Origin of the sequence: Saccharothrix tamanrassetensis (assembly GCF_014203665.1) — a bacterium.
Taxonomy (GTDB): Bacteria; Actinomycetota; Actinomycetes; order Mycobacteriales; family Pseudonocardiaceae; genus Actinosynnema; species Actinosynnema tamanrassetense.
The window spans coordinates 699,647-716,924 of sequence record NZ_JACHJN010000002.1; the positions used below are offsets into that span (position 1 = coordinate 699,647).

Genomic DNA, 17,278 nt, shown 5'->3' on the forward strand with positions numbered 1-17,278 from the left:
TTGGGGGGACGCCTGCGAAGCCTGCTCTGCCTTGGTTGCGTACATGGCTGAGTGGCGGTCTCGGTTGTTTGTGGTTGAAGGGCGTAAAAGAGTCCTCGCCGGACGGGCAGGCCGCCAAGGATCTCCACAAAAGCCCTTCAAAGCTTCTTCGAGCTTTGGAGGGCGGTGGTCTGCGTGTCCTCCCCGTATGACCTGGTCGGAGACAACCACATGCGTCAAGGGCAGATCGTGAGGGCGTGTTCGGTGATCGCGCGATCGATCTGCCCTTGACACATGCGGTTCGCTGGCGCGCAGGCCATACGGGGATGACACGCAGGGGCAGAGGTGTGCGCGAGGCGCAGAGGTGTGCGCGAGGCGCGCAGCAAGCCGCAGGTGTGCGCGTGGCGCAGTCGAACGGCAGGTGTGCGCGTGGCGCAGCCGAACGGCAGGTGTGCGCGTGGCGCAGCCGAACGGCAGGTGTGCGCAGGCCGTGGGCAGGGGTGTGGTCGCCGTGCGGGAGGTCGGGTCAGCAGCAGTGGTTGCCGCGCCAGGCTTCACGGCCTTCCTTGATCGCCACGGCGGCGATGACCAGGGCGACGATCGGGTCGGCCCACGACCAGCCGAACAGGGAGTTGAGCAGTAGGCCGACCAGCAGCACGCCCGACAGGTAGGTGCACAGCAGCGTCTGCTTGGAGTCGGCGACCGCGCTGGCCGAGCCCAGTTCCCGCCCGGCGCGGCGCTGTGCGGCCGACAAGAACGGCATCACCAGCAGTGATGCCGCCGCGAGCACGATGCCGACGGTGGAGTGGTCGGCGGGTTCGGCGCCCAGCAGGGACCGCACCGACTCGACGGCGACGTAGGCGGCCAGTGCGAAGAACGACACGGCGATGACCTTCTGCGCCGTCCGCTCGCGTGCCTCGGGGTCGGCGCCGGAGAACTGCCAGGCCACCGCAGTGGCCGAGGCGACCTCGATGACTGAGTCCAGGCCGAAGCCGATCAGCGCGGTGGACGAGGCGATGGAGCCGGCGGTGATCGCCACGATCGCCTCGATCACGTTGTAGGTGATCGTGGCGGCGACCAGCAGTCGGACGCGGCGCGTGAGTACCGTCCGTCGCTGCGGGTCCGGCTTCGGGGTGGCGTCCGTGGCGGGTGTGCGGCAGCCGTCCGCGCAACCGTCCTTGCCCGGGGTGGGGGTCGGGGTTGACGACAGGTCGAGTCGGCGGTGGTCGGTGCTCATTCGCCCGCCTTCGCTGCCGGCTGTTCGTCGTTCAGGCACGGCTCGGCGGTGTCCACCGCGAGCACGACCTTGACCAGCTCGCTCAGCGCACGCGCCAAGTGGGCGTCGGCCAGGGCGTAGCGGACCTGGCGGCCCTCGTAGGCGGCGACCACCAGGCCGCAGCCTCGCAGGCAGGCCAGGTGGTTGGACACGTTGGAGCGGGTCAGGTCCAGGTGGTCGGCGAGGCGGGCCGGGTAGCTGATGCCGTCCAGGAGTGCCACGAGGATGCGGCAGCGGGTCGGGTCGGCCAGTGCCTTGCCCAGGCGGGCCAGTGCGTCTTCGCGGGTCTCACACTTCAGCATGTGCGAAACCATACAGTGAGCGCTGTACTACTGGCGCTGCCGGACCGTGGAGCTTGCCGTGTCCGGTGGGTCAGCTGACCGGTTCGGTCAGTTCGGGGCGGGCTTCCGGGGCGGCTGCACGGACGGCGTCGGCGGCCTGGTCGTTCGGCTGCGCCTGGGAGGCCCGTTCGGCTTCCACCCGAGCTGTGTAGATGTCGATCTCGCGGGTGATCGTCGCTTCGTCCCAGTTGTGCACCTTGGCCATCAGTTCCGCCACCGGGCGGGCGCAGTCGATGCCGCGGTGCGGGTATTCGATGGAGATCCTGGTCCGGCGGGTCAGCACGTCTTCCAGGTGCAGGGCGCCTTCGTGCGATGCCGCGTAGACGACTTCCACCTGCAGGTAGTCCGGGGCGTTGGGGACCGGCTTCAGCAGATCCGGGTCCGCGGAACCGAGGACCTCGTGCACCAGCGAGCCGTAGCGGTCCAACAGGTGGCGCACTCGGTACGGGTGCAGGCCGTAGCGGGTCGCCAACTGGTCCGCCTGGTTGACCAGGGCGTGGTAGCCGTCCGCGCCCACGAGGGGGACCTTGTCGGTGATGGACGCTTGGATGCGGCCCGGCAGGTCCACCGACGCGGCGTCCACGGCGTCGGCGCCCATCACTCGATAGGTGGTGTACTTGCCGCCCGCGATGGCCACCAGGCCGGGGGCCACCCGCGCCACCGCGTGTTCGCGCGACAGCTTGGACGTCGACTCGCTCTCGCCCGCCAGCAGTGGACGCAGGCCCGCGTAGACGCCTTCGATGTCCTCGTGGGTCAGCGGTGTCGCCAGCACCGTGTTCACGTGGGCGAGGATGTAGTCGATGTCGTTCTTCGTGGCCGCCGGGTGAGCCAGGTCGAGGTTCCAGTCGGTGTCGGTGGTTCCCACGATCCAGTGATTCCGCCACGGGATGACGAACAGGACGGACTTCTCGGTCCGCAGGATCAAACCCGACTCGGAGACGATCCGGTCCCTCGGCACGACGATGTGCACGCCTTTGCTGGCTCGCACCCGGAAGCGGCCCCGGCTGCCGGAGAGGCGTTGCAGTTCGTCGGTCCACACGCCGGTCGCGTTGATCACGGCGTGGGCGTGGACGTCGGTCTCGCGACCGTCCTCGACGTCCCGCACGCGGACCCCGGAGACCCGGTCCGCCTCCTGGAGGAAGCCGATGACCTGTGTGGACGTCCGGACCACCGCGCCGTAGTGCGCCGCGGTCCGGCCGACCATCATGGTGTGCCGGGCGTCGTCCGCCTGGGCGTCGTAGTACCTGATCCCGCCGATGAGGGCGTCCCGCTTGAGGGCCGGGACCATGCGCAGTGCGCCGGCCCGCGTCAGGTGCTTCTGGCCCGGAACGGATCGCGCGCCGCCCATGCTGTCGTACAGCAGCAGCCCCGCCGCCGTGTAGGGGCGTTCCCAGATCCGGTGCGAGAGCGGGTAGAGGAAGCTGACCGGTTTCACCAGGTGGGGCGCGATCCTGGTGAGCATCAGTTCGCGTTCCCGCAGTGCTTCCCGCACCAGCCCGAACTCCAACTGCTCCAGGTAGCGCAGACCGCCGTGGAACAGCTTCGACGACCGGCTGGACGTGCCCGAGGCCAGGTCGCGGGCTTCCACCAGGGCTACCCGGAGGCCCCGGGTCGCGGCGTCCAGGGCCGCGCCGACGCCGACGACGCCACCGCCGATGATCACCAGGTCGAAGGTCTCCGAACCCAGCCGGGCCCAGGCTTCCTCACGTTCCTCCGGTCCCAGGCGGGCAGGGGTGGCGGGGTTGTACGGCGGCTTGCGCGTGGCCACGGGTGAACGCCTCCCTGATACTGACGAGTGGTCCGACCAGGACTGACTCGACCACGTTACCCGCTGGTACGCCACCGTGGACAACTGATCAGCACCGGAACTAGCGTCAGTGCACATTGTTGGGTGGGCAGCGCCGCCGAGACCCCGGACAGTGCGTCGCCCCCTGCCATGAGGCAAGGAGGTCGGCGATGGGCAACGGCTCGATCTTCGTGTGGGAAACCCTCGGCACCGCGATCCTGATCCTGCTGGGCGCGGGTGTCGTCGCCAACGTCACCCTGAAGAACTCGCTGGGCAACGGCGGCGGCTGGCTGCTGATCAACTTCGGCTGGGGCTTCGCGGTCTTCGCGGGCGCCAGCGTGGCCGCCCCGAGCGGTGCGCACATCAACCCCGCCGTCACGCTGGGCCTCGCGGTCGCCGACAAGGTCGACTGGGACAGGGTGCCGGTCTACTTCGCCGGGCAGCTGCTCGGCGCGTTCCTCGGCGCGGTGCTCGCCTGGCTGGCCTACAAGACGCAGTTCGACACGCACGACGACCCCGGCAACACCCGTGGCATCTTCTGCACCGCGCCGACCGTCCGCGCCACCGGGTGGAACCTCGTCACCGAGATCATCGGCACGTTCGTGCTGGTCATCTGGATCCTGTTGAGCCCCGGGGCGAAGGCCGCCGGGGACGGCGTCCCGCAGTTCGGCAACTCCGCGCTGGGCTACGCGGCGGTGGCGTTCCTCGTCGTCGGCCTCGGCAACTCGCTCGGCGGACCCACCGGGTACGCCATCAACCCCGCCCGCGACCTCGGGCCGCGCATCGCCTACGCCATCCTGCCCATCCGCGACAAGGGCAGCGCCGACTGGGGGTACTCGTGGATCCCGGTGGCCGGACCGCTGATCGGCGGCGTGCTGGCGGCGCTGCTGTACCTGGTCCTGCCGGACCTCCCCGCCTGAGGCAAGGAAAGGACGCAGCATGACGAAGTACGTGGCCGCGATAGACCAGGGCACGACCTCGACGCGGTGCATGGTCTTCGACCACTCCGGACGCGTGGTCTCGGTCGACCAGAAGGAGCACGAGCAGATCTTCCCCAAGGCCGGCTGGGTCGAGCACGACCCCGGCGAGGTGTGGACGAACACCCGGCAGGTCGTGGCGGGCGCGCTGGCCAAGGCGGACCTGACGACCGGCGACATCGCCGCGATCGGCATCACCAACCAGCGCGAGACGGCCGTCGTGTGGGACCGCACGACGGGCAGGCCGGTCCACAACGCGATCGTCTGGCAGGACACCCGGACGGACCGGATCTGCCGGGAGCTGGGTGCGCTGGGCGGCGGGCAGGAGCGGTACCGGGACAAGACCGGGTTGCCGCTGGCGACCTACTTCTCCGGGCCGAAGATCCGGTGGGTGCTGGACAACGTCGACGTGGCGCGGGCGAAGGCCGAGTCCGGCGACCTGCTGTTCGGCAACATGGACACCTGGGTGCTGTGGAACATGACCGGCGGGGTCGACGGCGGCGTGCACGTCACCGACCCGACCAACGCGTCCCGCACGCTGCTGATGGACCTCGACACGCTGGCCTGGGACGCCGACATCGCCGCCGACATGGGCATCCCGCTGTCGATGCTGCCGGAGATCAAGTCGTCGTCCGAGGTGTACGGGCAGGCGCGGGCCCGGGGCGCGCTGGCGGGCGTGCCGATCTCCGGCATCCTCGGCGACCAGCAGGCGGCCACGTTCGGCCAGGCGTGCCTGTCGCCGGGCGAGGCCAAGAACACCTACGGCACCGGCAACTTCGTGCTGCTCAACACCGGCACGGAGAAGGTGATGAGCGAGAACGGCCTGCTGACCACGATCTGCTACAAGATCGGCACGGCGGCGCCGGTCTACGCGCTGGAAGGCTCGATCGCGGTGACCGGGTCGCTCGTGCAGTGGCTGCGCGACAACCTCGGCATGATCGGCACGGCCGCCGAGGTCGAGCAGTACGCGCGGTCGGTGGAGGACAACGGCGGGGCGTACTTCGTGCCCGCGTTCTCGGGCCTGTTCGCGCCGTACTGGCGCTCGGACGCCCGGGGCGCGATCGTCGGGTTGACCCGGTTCGTCAACAGAGGACACCTGGCGCGGGCGGTGCTGGAGGCGACGGCGTTCCAGACCCGCGAGGTGATCGACGCGATGAACGCCGACTCCGGGGTCGCGCTGACGTCGTTGAAGGTGGACGGCGGCATGGTGGTCAACGAGCTGCTCATGCAGTTCCAGGCCGACATCCTGGGCGTGCCGGTGATCCGCCCGGTGGTCAACGAGACCACGGCGCTGGGTGCGGCCTACGCGGCGGGGCTGGCGGTGGGGTTCTGGGAGTCGGAGGACGACATCCGGCAGAACTGGGCGCAGGACAAGCAGTGGGAGCCGGCGATGGACGAGGAGACCAGGGAGCGGCAGTACCACTTCTGGAAGAAGGCGGTGACGCGGACCTTCGACTGGGTGGAGTGAGCCCGGCCGGGGCGCCGCTCGCGCGGGCGACGCCCCGGACCGCTCAGGCGGTGCCGCCGGCGCCGGTCTCCGGTGCGCCCTTGGGCTTCTTGATCGGCTGACGCGGGGGCGGCTCGTCGTTCGGCGGGTCGCCGAGCACCTTGAACGAGACCACGTGCGCGCCGTCCCGGCACGGCATGGTCGCCTCGTACGTGCCCGGCGTCGCGACCGCCTCGGCGGTGCCGACCAGTTCGGGGAGGTTGCCCCCGCCGGTCTGCAGCTCGATCGGGGCGACGAAACCGGACGAGGTGATCGTGCGACCGGTGCAGTCGTTGGTGACGGGCATCCGCGCGGTGATCTCGCCGCCCGGCCGGACCTCCACCGGGGCGAGCGTGAACGCCCGCAGCGGCTGCCGCTCCAGGATGGTGAACCGCACCTCGCCCACGCCCGGCTTGGTCAGGCAGCGCACGGTGGCGGTGTAGGTGCCCGGGGTGTCGATGGCGTGCGTCTCGCCGTACGCCTCGCCTTCGGCGCCGACATCGCCGCTGCCCGTGGGCCGGCTACCCCACTCGATGGGCGCGGTGAAGCCGGGCGAGGTGAGCGGGCCGATGCCGCTGCCCTTGCACACACTCGCGACCGTGCTGGCAACGAGCTTGCCACCCGGCACCACCTCCAGCGGTGTCAGGCTGAAGCTCACCGTGAACGGCTCTTCGGACGGCTGTGCGCCCGCCGTCGCCGGGATCGCGGTCAGCAGCACGGCCGCCGTCAGGACCTGCGCTCTTCGCAGGAGCCCGAGTCGTCTCATGTCGTTCCCCCTCAGATCATCTTGGCGTAGACGATGATGTTGTCCTGGTAGCTGCGCGCGGAGTTGTCGAACACGCCCCCGCACGTGATCAGGCGCAGCACGGGTTCCGGTGTGTCCCCGTAGACCGCGTCGGTGGGAAAGTCGTTCTTGGCGACCTGGTCGACCTTCTCGACCGCGAAGCGGACGGTCGATCCGTCCTTCCTGGACACTTCGACCTGGTCGCCGGGCGCGAGTTCGCGCAACCTGTGGAAGATGCCGGGCTTCGAGTCGCCGTCGACGTGACCCAGGATGATCGCGGGACCGGGCTCGCCCGGCGCCCGCGCGTAGGTGTACCAGCCGGCCTGCATGGGCTGCTCGACCGGCGGCACCTCGATGGTCTCGTCGGGGTTGAGCCCCAGCGGGACGAGTGACGACCGCGCCGCGATCTTGGGAATGCCGACCTCGGTCGGTTCATACCGAGATGGCGCCGGAGCCGTCGGTCCCGTCGTAGCGGTCGCGCTCGACGACGAGGTGGACGGCGGTGTCGCGGACGGCTCGGCGGTCGCGCAACCGGTCAGGGCGAGCACCGCGACGAAAGCCAACGCGCTGGTTCTCGGCATGCGGAGAGAATCCACCCGAGGTGTGGTGCGTGCTGGTGAATTCTTCACGTTCACTGGATCGGACCAGTGTCGCGGGCCTTGCCTGCGTCGCCCCACCCGTTCGGACGATGTGCGCGCAGGTGTAACCGATCGGGCTAGTCCAGGTCGTCGTGCCGCATGAGCTGACGGCCGGCTTCGGTGATCGAGCCGGACAGCGACGGGTACACCGAGAACGTCGTCGCGAGGTCTTCCACGGTCAGCTGGTTCTGCACGGCCAGCGCGATGGGGAGGATCTGCTCGCTCGCGTTCGGCGCGACCACCACGCCGCCGATGACCACGCCGGTCGCCGGGCGGCAGAACAGCTTGACGAAGCCCCGGCGCACGCCCTCCATCTTGGCGCGCGGGTTGGTGGCCAGCGGCAGCATGACGGTGCGGGCCGGCACCTCGCCGGAGTCGATCGCCTGCTGGCTGATGCCGACCGACGCGATCTCCGGGTTGGTGAAGACGTTCGCGGCCACCGTCTTGAGCTTGATCGGGCTGACGCCCTCGCCCAGCGCGTGCCACATCGCGATCCGGCCCTGCATGGCGGCGACGCTGGCGAGCAGCAGCACGCCCGTGCAGTCGCCCGCCGCGTACACGCCGGAGATGTTCGTCCGGGACACCCGGTCCACCGGGATGTAGCCGCCCCGGCCCAGCTCGATGCCGATCTTGTCCAGGCCGAGGTCGGCGGTGTTCGGCACCGAGCCGACCGTCATCAGGGCGTGGCTGGCCTCGATCGTGCGACCGTCCTCCAGGTGAATCAGGACGCCGTCGCCGACGTTCTCCACCCGGTCCGCGCGGGCGTGCTTGACCACGGCGGTGCCGCGTTCGGCGAACACGTCCTCCAGCACGACCGCCGCGTCCGCGTCCTCGTGCGGCAGCACCCGGTCCCGGCTGGACACCATGGTCACCTTCACGCCCAGCTCGGTGTAGGCGGAGGCGAACTCGACGCCGGTCACCCCCGAGCCGATGACCGCCAGGTGCTCGGGCAGCTCGGGCAGCTCGTAGATCTGCCGCCAGGTGAGCACGCGCTTGCCGTCCGGCTCCGCGCCCGGCAACACGCGCGGGGTCGCACCGGTCGCGATCAGCACCACGTCGGCCGCGAGGACCTCCGTGCCGCCGTCGTCGGCGGTGGCCACCACCCGGTGCTGCGCCAGGCCGCGCTCGTCGTCGCAGAACTTCGCCGAGCCGTTGACGATCCGCACGCCCTCCCGCTGGAGGCGCGCCCGGACGTCGGCGGACTGCGCGAGCGCGAGGCCCTTCACCCGTCCGTGGACGACCGGGAGGTTCACCGCGGCTTCCGCGTCGTCCGTGCGAATGCCCAGCTCACCAGCGTTGCGGAAGGCGCTGCGACCACCCGCCGAGGCGATGAACGTCTTCGACGGCACGCAGTCGTAGAGCACGCACGCGCCGCCGAGGCCCTCGCGTTCGACGATGGTCACGTCGGCTCCGTGCTGGGCCGCGACCAGTGCCGCTTCGTAACCTGCGGGACCACCGCCCATGATGACGATGCGGGTCACGACACGTCCTCCTCGCGTTCTACTACGGCCGGTCAACCGTACGCGGTCGGGTTGCGGGGCGTGTCGTCCGGGTTTCTGGTTCCTCCGGGTGATCGCGAGGTCGCTAGGCTGTCGGCGTGCCGCTCTATGCCGCGTACGGGTCCAACATGGATCCGAACCAGATGATGGAGCGAGCCCCGTACTCCCCCATGGCGGGGACCGGGTGGCTCGCCGGATGGCGACTGACGTTCGGTGGCGAGGACCTGGGCTGGGAAGGCGCGCTCGCCACCATCGTGGAAGACCCGGAGTCGCAGGTCTTCGCCGTCCTGTACGACGTGAGCCCCCGCGACGAGTCCCGGTTGGACCGCTGGGAGGGCGCCCTCGGCCTGTACAAGAAGATCCGGCTGCGGGTGCAGACCCTGGAGGGCTCGGTGACGGCCTGGCTGTACGTGCTCGACGCCTACGAGGGCGGCCTGCCGTCGGCCCGCTACATCGGCGTGGTGGCGGACGCGGCCGAGGCGGCGGGCGCGCCGGACGACTACGTGGCCGACCTGCGCACCCGGCCGTGCCGGGGCATCGGCCCCTGATCCCCGGCCCCTGATCCCCGGCCGCCGACCCGGGCGCCCGGCTCCCCGGTGGCCGACCCGGGCGCCACCGCCCGGGCGAACACGCCCGGCGCGCGGTGCGTGCTCGCTGCCCTCGGGGACGTCCGGGAGGCGCTGACGGGGGCCGAGCCGATGACGGTCGAGGGCGGGCAGGGTGAGACCGGCCGGAGCGAGGTCGGGCCGGGCGGAGACGAAGCGGGCACCGGCCGGGACAACCGGGTGGTGGCCGACGCGGTCACCGGCCTGGTGGTGCAGGCCGAGACGGTGGCGGGCGGGATCACCGTCCACGTGCCGCAGCCGGAGCCCGCGCTGCCCCGACCGCGCCAGCTCCCCTCGGTGCCCCACGCGTTCGTCGGCCGCGACCACCACCTCGCCCGGCTGACCGGCGAGCTGGGCGGCGCAACGGTGGTCGTCTCCGCGGCGCAGGTCGGTGCGCCGGCCGGTCCGGGTGGGATCGGCAAGACGTGGCTCGCGCTCGAATGGGCGCACCGCAACCTGGACCGCTTCCCGGACGGCCAGCTGTTCGTCGACCTGCACGGCTTCTCGCCCGCCGGCCGGCCGGTCGAGCCCGCGACCGCGGTCCGCGGGTTCCTGGAGGCCTCGGACGTGGCGCCGGCCCGGATACCGGCCGCCCTGGACGCCCAGGCCACCCTGTTCCGCAGCCTGGTGGCGGACAAGCGGATGCTGATCATGCTGGACAACGCCGCCGACGCGGACCAGGTCCTCCCGCTGCTGCTGGGCGGCTCGTCGTGCACGGTGATGATCACCAGTCGTCGCCACCTGACCCGCCTGGTCACCCGGCACGGCGCCCGCCACCTGCCGTTGGACGTGCTGTCCGACGCCGAGGCCCGCGAGCTGCTGACCCGGCGCCTCGGCGCGGACCGGATCGCCGCCGAACCGGCCGCCGTGGCGGAGCTGCTCGCCTGCTGCGCGGGCTTCCCGCCGGCCCTGGCGGTGGTGGCGGGCCGCGCCCACACCAACCCGGAGGTGCCGCCGGCCGAAGCCGCCGCCGAACTCCGCGACGCGACCACCCGCCTGGTCGCGCTGGACGACGACGACCCCGCCGCCGGCCTGCCCGCCGTGCTGTCCTGGTCGGTCCGCGCCCTCACCGACGACCAGGCCACCGTCTACGGCCTGCTCGGGGTGGCACCCGGCCCGGACATCGGCCTGGCCGCCGCGGCGGGGCTCACCGGGATGCCGGCGTCCCGCACCGCCGCCGTGCTGCGCGGCCTGGAACAGGCGTCGCTGCTCGGCCGGGACCGCGCCGGCCGCTACCGGATGCACGACCTGATCCGCCTGCACGCCCGCGACCACGCCCGCACCGCCGTGCCCGAGGAGGTCCGGCGCACGGCCCTGCGCCGGCTGGTCGACTCCTGCCTGCACACCGCCGACGCGGGCGACCGGCAGATCCGGGCCGGGCTGGTGGCCCCCGTCTCGGCTCCCGACCTGCCGCCGCCGTCGCCGGGCAGCCGGCCGCAGTCCCTGCCCGACGCCGAAGCCGCCATGGTGTGGTTCGAGGCCGAACACGCCTGCCTGCTGGCCGCCCAGTGGACCGCCGCCGAACTCGGCCGGCACGACCTGGTGCCGCGCTTCGCGTGGGCGCTGAACTCGTTCCAGCACCGCCGCGGCGACATCCGGGGGTACCTGGCGGCGTGGCAGGCGAGCCTGGCCGTGGCCGACCGGTTGGAGGCCGGCACCCGGTGGATGGTGCACCGGACGGCGGCGCACGCCCTCGCGCTGTCCGGGCAGGCCGGCGAGGCGTTGCACCGCCTGGACCTGGTGCTGACCGCCACACCCCAGGTGGACGACGTCGTCCAGCGGGCCGTTACCCACCACGTCGTGGGGCTCGCCGCCGAGCTGGCGGGGGACGTGGACGTGGCGCTCGACCACGCCGGCCGGGCCCTGCGGATCGCGGAGGACTCCGGCGAGCCGTCCTGGGTCGCGCACGCCCTCGTCCCGATCGCCCGGTGCACGGCCCTGGCCGGTCACGCCGACCGGGCGCGCGAGCACGCCCGGCGAGCGCTGGACCTGCACCGCCGGGCCGGCGACGCGTTCGGCGAGGCGGGTGCGCTGGACGCCCTCGGCCTGGTCGACCACGTGGCGGGCCGGCACGCGGCGGCGGTGGCGTCCTACCGGGAGTCGCGCGCCCTGTTCGAACGCCTCGGCTACCGCTACGAGACCGCGGTGGTGCTGGACCGGCTGGGACAGTCGCAGCCGGCCCTCGGGCAGCCGGCGCAGGCTCGGGTCACCTGGCGGGAAGCGTTGGAGCTCTACCGGGCGCAGGGCCGTGACGACGAGGCCGCGCGCCTCCAGCGCCGGTTCGACGCCCTCGGGTGACACCACGGGGACGCCGTGAGCCGCCGGGTCGGGCGCGCTGCGGGGCGGACGGTCGTCGGCGTCCGCGTGGAGGCGTGTCCAGCGGTGTTGGGTTCAGCGGTGGTGGGTGGTGTCGGCGCCGGGGACGGGCCCCGGCGCACCGGGCTCACGCGGCAGGCGGGAGCAGGTCGGTCAGGTGCTGCACCAGACGACGCGGGTCGGTCGGCGAGATGGTGCTCCACGGCTGCTGACCGGGCGTCGCGCGGCGCAGCTGCACGTACCGGCCGTGCGGGTTGTCGAAGAACGCGACCACGTGTTCCGGCCGGACCCGCTTGCCCCACTTGTCCCGGGCCGCCGCGCCGAACTGGCCCCGGTGGCCCGCGTCGCGGAACATCTCGGCCAGGGTGTGCGCGTCCTCCTGCCGCACGCCCCGCGACCGCAGCGCCGCCTCCAGGTTGTCCGGGGTGCCGGCCGCGGCCGCCGCCGCGTCCAGGTCGGCGCTCGGCAGCGTCACCGAGTGGCCCGGACCCGGCGGCGCGGACGGCAGCACGCCGAGGGCTTCGCGGGGCAGGCCTTCGGCGGACGCCGGGCGCAGCGTGAGCCGGTCGCCGTCGAGCACCGCGAGCACCGCCGACTGGCCCTTCGCCGCCGCCAGCACCCGCACGCTGCGCCCCAGCCAGAGCCGGCCGTCGACCTCCTGCTGCGGCCGGTTGAGCAGGTGCAGCAGGTCCTCCAGCATCGGGTCCAGGGAGACCGGGCGGCCCAGGCCGCGGCTGTCCAGGCCGGCCCAGGCCCGCCGCTCCAGCTCCGCCCGCTCCTCGTGCGTCTTGCCGGGTGAGGGCACCTTGAGCACCAGCGGCATCGTCTCCAGGCGCAGGTGCTCCCAGAGCACGTCGAACTCCAGCGCGGAGATCGTCACCGGCTCGCGCAGGTCGTTGGTGCCCAGGTCCAAACCGAACGTCGTCATCAGTGGGTGGTGCTCTCCCCGATCACCGGTGGCGAGATGGTCCCGCCGATGCCGTAGATGTCGTCGGTCTCCCGGAGGTAGTCGGCGCCGTCGTGCTCGCCGTCCTCCTCCTCGTCCGCCCGTGCGCCGCCCAACCCGCCGAACGGGTCGAACGCCTGCTGGGGCGCGGGAGCCGCCACCGCGCGCTTGTGCACGGTGTCGTTGCCGCCCTGCTGGCCCGCGCCGGGCAAGGCGCCGGGCGCGCTGCCGGGACCGGCCGCCGCGTGGTGCGCGTTGGTCGCCGCGATCGCGCCGAACTCGGCCGAGCTGATCGCGGTGGTGCCGGCCGGGCGGCCCAGCGCCTGGTCGGTCGCGTTGACCTGGTGCTGCTCCGCGGTCGTCGTGTCGGAGGTCTTCTTGCGGTCCTGCCCGCCGCCGCCGCCGGCGCCGACGCCGCCGATCACGCCGCCCGGACCGAACGTCGGGTGCGCCGGGGTGCCGGCGGGCACGCCGTTCGCGGTGCGGGTGGTGGAGGAGCCGGGCTGGGTGGTCGTCCCGACCGCCGTCGACACGCCGGTGGACCCGCCACCGGGCTGGCCCACGGGCCTCTGCTGCTGCTGCTGTTGGGGCTGCTGCGGCATCCAGCCGCCGCGCCCGACCCGGCCGCCGCGCCCACCGCGACCACGGCCCCAGCCGTGCCCGCCGCGCGGTCCGCCGCCGTGGAAGCCGCCCGGTCCGCCGACGCCGGTAGCGTCGTTGCGCACCACGTCGGTGGTGTTGACGACCAGTTGCGGCGGCTGGTGGAACTGGCCGAGGGTGTTCACGTTCGAGGTGGTGGAGGACGCGTAGGTGGTCATCACCTCACGGGCCCGCTGCTCGGCCGCGTTGTGCGCCTTCTCCTGCTTCTCGTAGTCGGTCTGGCCGCCCACGAGGTGCACCAGCCCGGTCAGCAGCACGCCGGGGTTCTCCGCGCTCACCTTGACCGGCGGCGGCATGTCGGCGCGGGCCTTCGCGATGTAGTCGGCCTGCAACTCCGCCGACAGGCGCATGACCTCGGCGCCGCCGCGGGCGTCGTCGGCCCACGCGGCTAATGGGTTCATCCCGGTCCGGGCCTGGTCGGCCGCCGCGCCCTCCCAGGTCGCGCCGGACCGCAGCACGCCGGCGTGCAGCTCGGAGTTGATCTCGGTCAACGCGGCCGAGACGCCCTCCCAGCGCTCCATCGAGGCGTGCGAGGCCTGCGGGCCCGGCCCGGAGTTGATCTTCTCGTAGAGCTCTTCGTGGCTGTACCCGTTCCAGCGGTGTCCATCGGGCATCAAGATTCCCCTTGCCTGCGGCGGGCTCAGCAGCCGCCTTGCTGCTCCATCAACCCGGTGTTGTCGTCCTCGATGGACCGGTACTGCTGCTCGACCAGCGTCAGCGCGTCCATGGCGCCCTTGAGCTGCTGCTGGTAGTCCTGCAACGCGGTCAGCGCCGAGTCGCCCGACTCGACCGACCGGTCGTTGAACCGCTCGGCCGCGTCCGCGCTGACCGGGTCACCCGCCCAGGGGCGGACCCTGACCTCGGTGATGGCCAGCTCGATCTGCTGGTCCAGCTTCGTCAGCGCGCCTGCGAACGCGCTGCGGAGGCTGGGTATCGCTGTGGGGTCCACGTTCAGGGTGTGCGACAGCGGCGGTGGTGTACCGCCTGTGTCCCCACCACGACCGTGGTCTTCCGACGGCATGGACGACCTCCCCGTCTTCCTCTGCCCGACTGCCGGCTGGAGCCGGCTCGTTCCCGTCAGCACGATCACTTTAACCACACGGTGTGACAACGGGGAGTGGGTGCAGCGCACTTCCCCCGCGTGGGTCAGCCCGGTTGCAGCAAACCGGCGACCGCCGCTTCTGCCGCACGTTGCGCTCCTTGGCACAAAATGTCCTGTTTAACCTTGGTCTTGTTCCCGCCGTCGCGGAACATCACGTCCAGGAACTGCCCTTCCGCCACGTCCACCTCCACGTTGCACACCTCGTCCAGACCCGGCGTGCGCACGGTCAACGCCGGAAAGCCCGCCACCGTGGTGGGCCGGGCGTCCACCTGGGCGTTCTCCGAGAGCCACACCCCGATGCCTTCGACGGTGACGAGGGCCAGCCGGACCACGTTCCCGCTGATGTTGCTCCGGATGGTGCAGGCCTTCGCGTTGCCGAAGGCGGGTTCCACGTAGGCGCTGGGCGGGTTGTCCAAGCTCAGCTGGGTGCGCTGGTCCGCGGAGAGCACGGCGCACGGGTCCACCTGGTCCAACGGGATTTCCTGGGGGCGCGGCGGCAGTGGTGGCGGGGTGGTCGTGGTCACGGAGAGTGGTTCGTCCACCCGGCCGTCGGCCTTCTTCTCGGGCAGTGGCGTGCACGCTACGAGCGCCAACGCGGTCAGCGCGACGATCGAGCGAGCAGCCCTCATGAGCACCTACCGTAGCCGTGTCCACACGCCAAGTGGAGAGCCGGACTCGAAACCGCATTTTTGCGCTACCCGTTCACCGGCTTTGTCGCGAGGCTCGACTTGGACCTGGTCGAGAGCCAGAAAACCGAACCCGAAGCCGGTCACCGCTTCCGTCACGTGCGTCGCGATGCCTTTTCCGCGCAGTTCCGGGGTGATCCAGCAGAACAGCCCGCCGGCCGCGGAGATCGCGATCTCGCCGACCGCGGTGTTCGACAACTGTTCACAAACCGCCCACGAGCAGGTTTCGTCGGCGTCCCACTGCCGTTGCCGTTCCGCGATGTGCGCGCCGGCTTCGGCGAGCCCGGCGAACCGGCCGCCGCCGACCAGCGCCACCCGGTCGTCCACCCGGTCGTCCACCCGGAGTCGGCGCAGGTAGAACTCGCCCGCGTTGATTTCGACCGGCTCCATGGCCGGCGAGACTAGCCGGCGGGGTCAGTCGGTGGCCAGCCGGGACCACTGGAGCAGGTCGTGGTGCCGGCCGTCGACCAGTTCGGCACCGCGCAGCGTGCCCTCCAGCCGGAAGCCGCACTTCTCGGCCACCCGGCGGGACGCCCGGTTGGCCACCGCGTGCTGGTAGCCGACCCGGTGCAGGCCCGCGACGTCGAAGCCGAACCGCAGCGACGCGCCCAGCGCGGACGCCGCCACACCCCGGCCCCGGTGGGCCGCCGCCGTCCAGCAGAACGCCAGCACGGTCCGGTCGTGGTGGTCCACGTCCCGCAGCCCGACCTCGCCCGCGAGCGCACCGTCCGCGTCGCGCACCGCCCACGAGTAGCGCCGGCCGTTGGCCCACTGCCAGGCCCGGAACCCCACGAACGCCCGCGCGGCCCGCTCGTCGTCCAGCACGTAGCCGGCGAGCCAGCGCCGGATCTCCCGGTCGTCCAGCACGGTCAGCAGCGCCGGCCCGTCGGCGACGGTCAGCTGGTCGAGGGTGAATTCGCCCGCGGTGAGCTGCACGGGCTCCATGGCCGCGACCCTAGTCGCCGACGAACCCGTCATAGGGCTCCACCAGCGCTTCCAGCTCGGCGCGGTGGGCGTGCGCGGGCGTGCCGTCGGGCGCGGTGGTCAGCTCGACCACCCAGTCCGCGTCCTCGGCGTCGTCCTCGCCCGCCAGCAGGTCCTTGTGCACGGCGCACGGCGTCCAGCCCCGACCGGCGAGTTCGCGGGCCAGCCCGGCGGCCTCGTCGCGGTCGTGCAGCACGAGCAGCAGGAAGTCAGCCATCGAGCAGTCCGCGGTCGGCCAGGGCCGCGCGCAGCGCGGCGACGTCCGGCACGTGCACCCCGTCGATGCCCACGGCCACCGCTCCGGCGGCGTTCTCGGCGTTGTCGTCGCAGAACACGGTCTCGTCGGCGGACACCCGGAGCTGCCCCAGCGCCCGCCGGAACGCCTCGGGCGTCGGCTTGGCCGCCCCGATCAGCGCCGACGTCACCACGTCGTCCACCTCGCGGTCGAGCCCGAGCCTGCGCAGGTCCTCGGGCAGGCGGGTGGTCGCGTTGCTGAACAAAGCCACCCGATGGTGTGATCGGACCTTTCTGACCAGCGCCAACGCCTCGGGGACGACCTCGCCGACCCGACTCCAGGCAGTCACCGCGTTTTTCGCCCGATCGGGTCCGAATTCATCCGAAAGTCGGGCGCCCAGCGCCGTTCGCCACTCTTCGTCGGTGACCTCGCCGACCAGGGCCGGGCCCGCGAGCGAGAACGCCACCGAGGCGAGCGTGCCGTGCGGCAGCCCGAAGCGGTCCTCGATCGCGGTGTCCGGGCCGAACCGGCGCAGCACGCCGTCCAGGTCGAGCAGGAGCAGGGTCAACGCCGGTTGCCCATCCGTCCGACGAGCATCGCCACCACCGGTATCAGCACGAAGACGAACGGGTTGCGGAGCCCGAAGACGAACAGCACCACGCAGAGGACGCCGACCGCCGGCACGATGGCGGCGGCCAGCCTCGGGTCCAGCCGGAAGCCGCGCCGGACCGGCGGCTGCACCGACGGCTGCACCGACGGCAGCGGGACGGCCTGCGCGAATCGCGGGTGCGGTGCGGGCAGGTCGCCGAACAGCGCCAGCAGCTCGCCGCGGGTCTTCGCCGCGGTGACCCGGGCCGAGCGGTCGCCGTACTCGTCGACGTCCAGCCGGCCCTCGCCGAGGTGCTCGCCGAGCAGTCGCAGCGCCTGCTCGCGCTCCGCGTCCCCGATCCGGATGTCCCGTTCGCCCACGCGGGTGAG

The 17,278-nt window shown here is 72.1% G+C and carries 19 protein-coding genes; 4 read left to right on the plus strand and 15 right to left on the minus strand.

All coding sequences use genetic code 11. The annotated features are described in order from the left end of the window. Positions 1–505: 505 nt before the first annotated feature. The 3 genes from FHS29_RS08200 to FHS29_RS08210 all read right to left on the minus strand — a co-directional run bounded on the left by FHS29_RS08200 (position 506) and on the right by FHS29_RS08210 (position 3,364). Positions 506–1,216: a cation efflux transmembrane domain-containing protein gene (locus FHS29_RS08200; protein ID WP_184689700.1), complete on the minus strand. Its 711-nt coding sequence runs from the start codon at positions 1,214–1,216 to the stop codon at positions 506–508. Beyond that, on the minus strand, positions 1,213–1,557 hold the full coding sequence (gene cmtR / locus FHS29_RS08205; protein WP_184689701.1) for a Cd(II)/Pb(II)-sensing metalloregulatory transcriptional regulator CmtR: 345 nt from the start codon (positions 1,555–1,557) through the stop codon (positions 1,213–1,215). Before cmtR ends, FHS29_RS08200 begins: the two co-directional genes overlap by 4 nt. Positions 1,558–1,627: 70 nt before the next feature. After that, positions 1,628–3,364 (minus strand): glycerol-3-phosphate dehydrogenase/oxidase, encoded by a 1,737-nt coding sequence (locus FHS29_RS08210; RefSeq protein ID WP_184689703.1) that lies wholly within the window; start codon positions 3,362–3,364, stop codon positions 1,628–1,630. A 188-nt stretch (positions 3,365–3,552) separates the two neighbouring features. Here FHS29_RS08210 and FHS29_RS08215 point away from each other — a divergent pair, with 188 nt between their 5' ends. After that, positions 3,553–4,302: an MIP/aquaporin family protein gene (locus tag FHS29_RS08215; RefSeq protein WP_184689705.1), complete on the plus strand. Its 750-nt coding sequence runs from the start codon at positions 3,553–3,555 to the stop codon at positions 4,300–4,302. Between the two features lie 19 nt (positions 4,303–4,321). Then, positions 4,322–5,827, plus strand: coding sequence for a glycerol kinase GlpK (gene glpK / locus FHS29_RS08220; RefSeq protein WP_184689707.1), 1,506 nt, complete (start codon positions 4,322–4,324; stop codon positions 5,825–5,827). A 43-nt stretch (positions 5,828–5,870) separates the two neighbouring features. On the opposite strand, the gene FHS29_RS08225 is transcribed toward glpK, so the two are convergent. From FHS29_RS08225 to FHS29_RS08235, 3 genes are all read right to left on the minus strand, one after another. Beyond that, positions 5,871–6,611 carry a hypothetical protein gene (locus FHS29_RS08225; RefSeq protein WP_184689709.1) on the minus strand — a complete coding sequence of 247 codons (741 nt, stop codon included), beginning with the start codon at positions 6,609–6,611 and terminating at the stop codon, positions 5,871–5,873. Between the two features lie 11 nt (positions 6,612–6,622). Then, complete coding sequence (locus tag FHS29_RS08230) at positions 6,623–7,210, minus strand: class F sortase (RefSeq protein WP_184689711.1); 588 nt, start codon at positions 7,208–7,210, stop codon at positions 6,623–6,625. Between the two features lie 134 nt (positions 7,211–7,344). After that, on the minus strand, positions 7,345–8,748 hold the full coding sequence (locus FHS29_RS08235; RefSeq protein WP_184689713.1) for an NAD(P)H-quinone dehydrogenase: 1,404 nt from the start codon (positions 8,746–8,748) through the stop codon (positions 7,345–7,347). 116 nt (positions 8,749–8,864) lie between these two features. On the opposite strand from FHS29_RS08235, the gene FHS29_RS08240 reads away from it, so the two are divergent. Both FHS29_RS08240 and FHS29_RS08245 read left to right on the plus strand, forming a co-directional pair. After that, the gene (locus tag FHS29_RS08240) at positions 8,865–9,314 is read left to right on the plus strand and encodes a gamma-glutamylcyclotransferase family protein (RefSeq protein WP_184689715.1); all 450 of its coding nucleotides are present in this window, start codon (positions 8,865–8,867) and stop codon (positions 9,312–9,314) included. A gap of 48 nt (positions 9,315–9,362) precedes the next feature. Next, entirely contained in the window at positions 9,363–11,669 is a 2,307-nt protein-coding gene (locus FHS29_RS08245) for an ATP-binding protein (protein WP_184689717.1), read from the plus strand. Between the two features lie 145 nt (positions 11,670–11,814). On the opposite strand, the gene FHS29_RS08250 is transcribed toward FHS29_RS08245, so the two are convergent. The 9 genes from FHS29_RS08250 to FHS29_RS08290 form a co-directional block, all read right to left on the minus strand. After that, positions 11,815–12,615: an ESX secretion-associated protein EspG gene (locus FHS29_RS08250; protein ID WP_184689719.1), complete on the minus strand. Its 801-nt coding sequence runs from the start codon at positions 12,613–12,615 to the stop codon at positions 11,815–11,817. After that, positions 12,615–13,907: a PPE domain-containing protein gene (locus tag FHS29_RS08255; RefSeq protein ID WP_184689721.1), complete on the minus strand. Its 1,293-nt coding sequence runs from the start codon at positions 13,905–13,907 to the stop codon at positions 12,615–12,617. The genes FHS29_RS08250 and FHS29_RS08255 overlap by 1 nt, the downstream gene beginning before the upstream one ends. A gap of 26 nt (positions 13,908–13,933) precedes the next feature. Continuing rightward, positions 13,934–14,242 carry a transcriptional regulator gene (locus tag FHS29_RS08260; RefSeq protein ID WP_312864815.1) on the minus strand — a complete coding sequence of 103 codons (309 nt, stop codon included), beginning with the start codon at positions 14,240–14,242 and terminating at the stop codon, positions 13,934–13,936. A 197-nt stretch (positions 14,243–14,439) separates the two neighbouring features. Beyond that, positions 14,440–15,024, minus strand: a complete 585-nt coding sequence (locus FHS29_RS08265) for a DUF3558 domain-containing protein (RefSeq protein WP_184689725.1) — start codon at positions 15,022–15,024, stop codon at positions 14,440–14,442. Positions 15,025–15,030: 6 nt separating this feature from the next. Then, entirely contained in the window at positions 15,031–15,471 is a 441-nt protein-coding gene (locus FHS29_RS08270; RefSeq protein ID WP_184689727.1) for a GNAT family N-acetyltransferase, read from the minus strand. Between the two features lie 24 nt (positions 15,472–15,495). Further along, positions 15,496–16,026 carry a GNAT family N-acetyltransferase gene (locus tag FHS29_RS08275; protein ID WP_184689728.1) on the minus strand — a complete coding sequence of 177 codons (531 nt, stop codon included), beginning with the start codon at positions 16,024–16,026 and terminating at the stop codon, positions 15,496–15,498. A gap of 10 nt (positions 16,027–16,036) precedes the next feature. Next, positions 16,037–16,282 carry a hypothetical protein gene (locus FHS29_RS08280; RefSeq protein ID WP_184689730.1) on the minus strand — a complete coding sequence of 82 codons (246 nt, stop codon included), beginning with the start codon at positions 16,280–16,282 and terminating at the stop codon, positions 16,037–16,039. Next, a complete protein-coding gene (locus tag FHS29_RS08285) occupies positions 16,275–16,868 on the minus strand; it encodes an HAD family hydrolase (RefSeq protein ID WP_184689731.1) in 594 nt (197 codons plus the stop codon). The genes FHS29_RS08280 and FHS29_RS08285 overlap by 8 nt, the downstream gene beginning before the upstream one ends. Next, positions 16,865–17,269: a DUF1707 SHOCT-like domain-containing protein gene (locus FHS29_RS08290; RefSeq protein WP_184689733.1), complete on the minus strand. Its 405-nt coding sequence runs from the start codon at positions 17,267–17,269 to the stop codon at positions 16,865–16,867. The genes FHS29_RS08285 and FHS29_RS08290 overlap by 4 nt, the downstream gene beginning before the upstream one ends. Between the last annotated feature and the right edge of the window lie 9 nt (positions 17,270–17,278).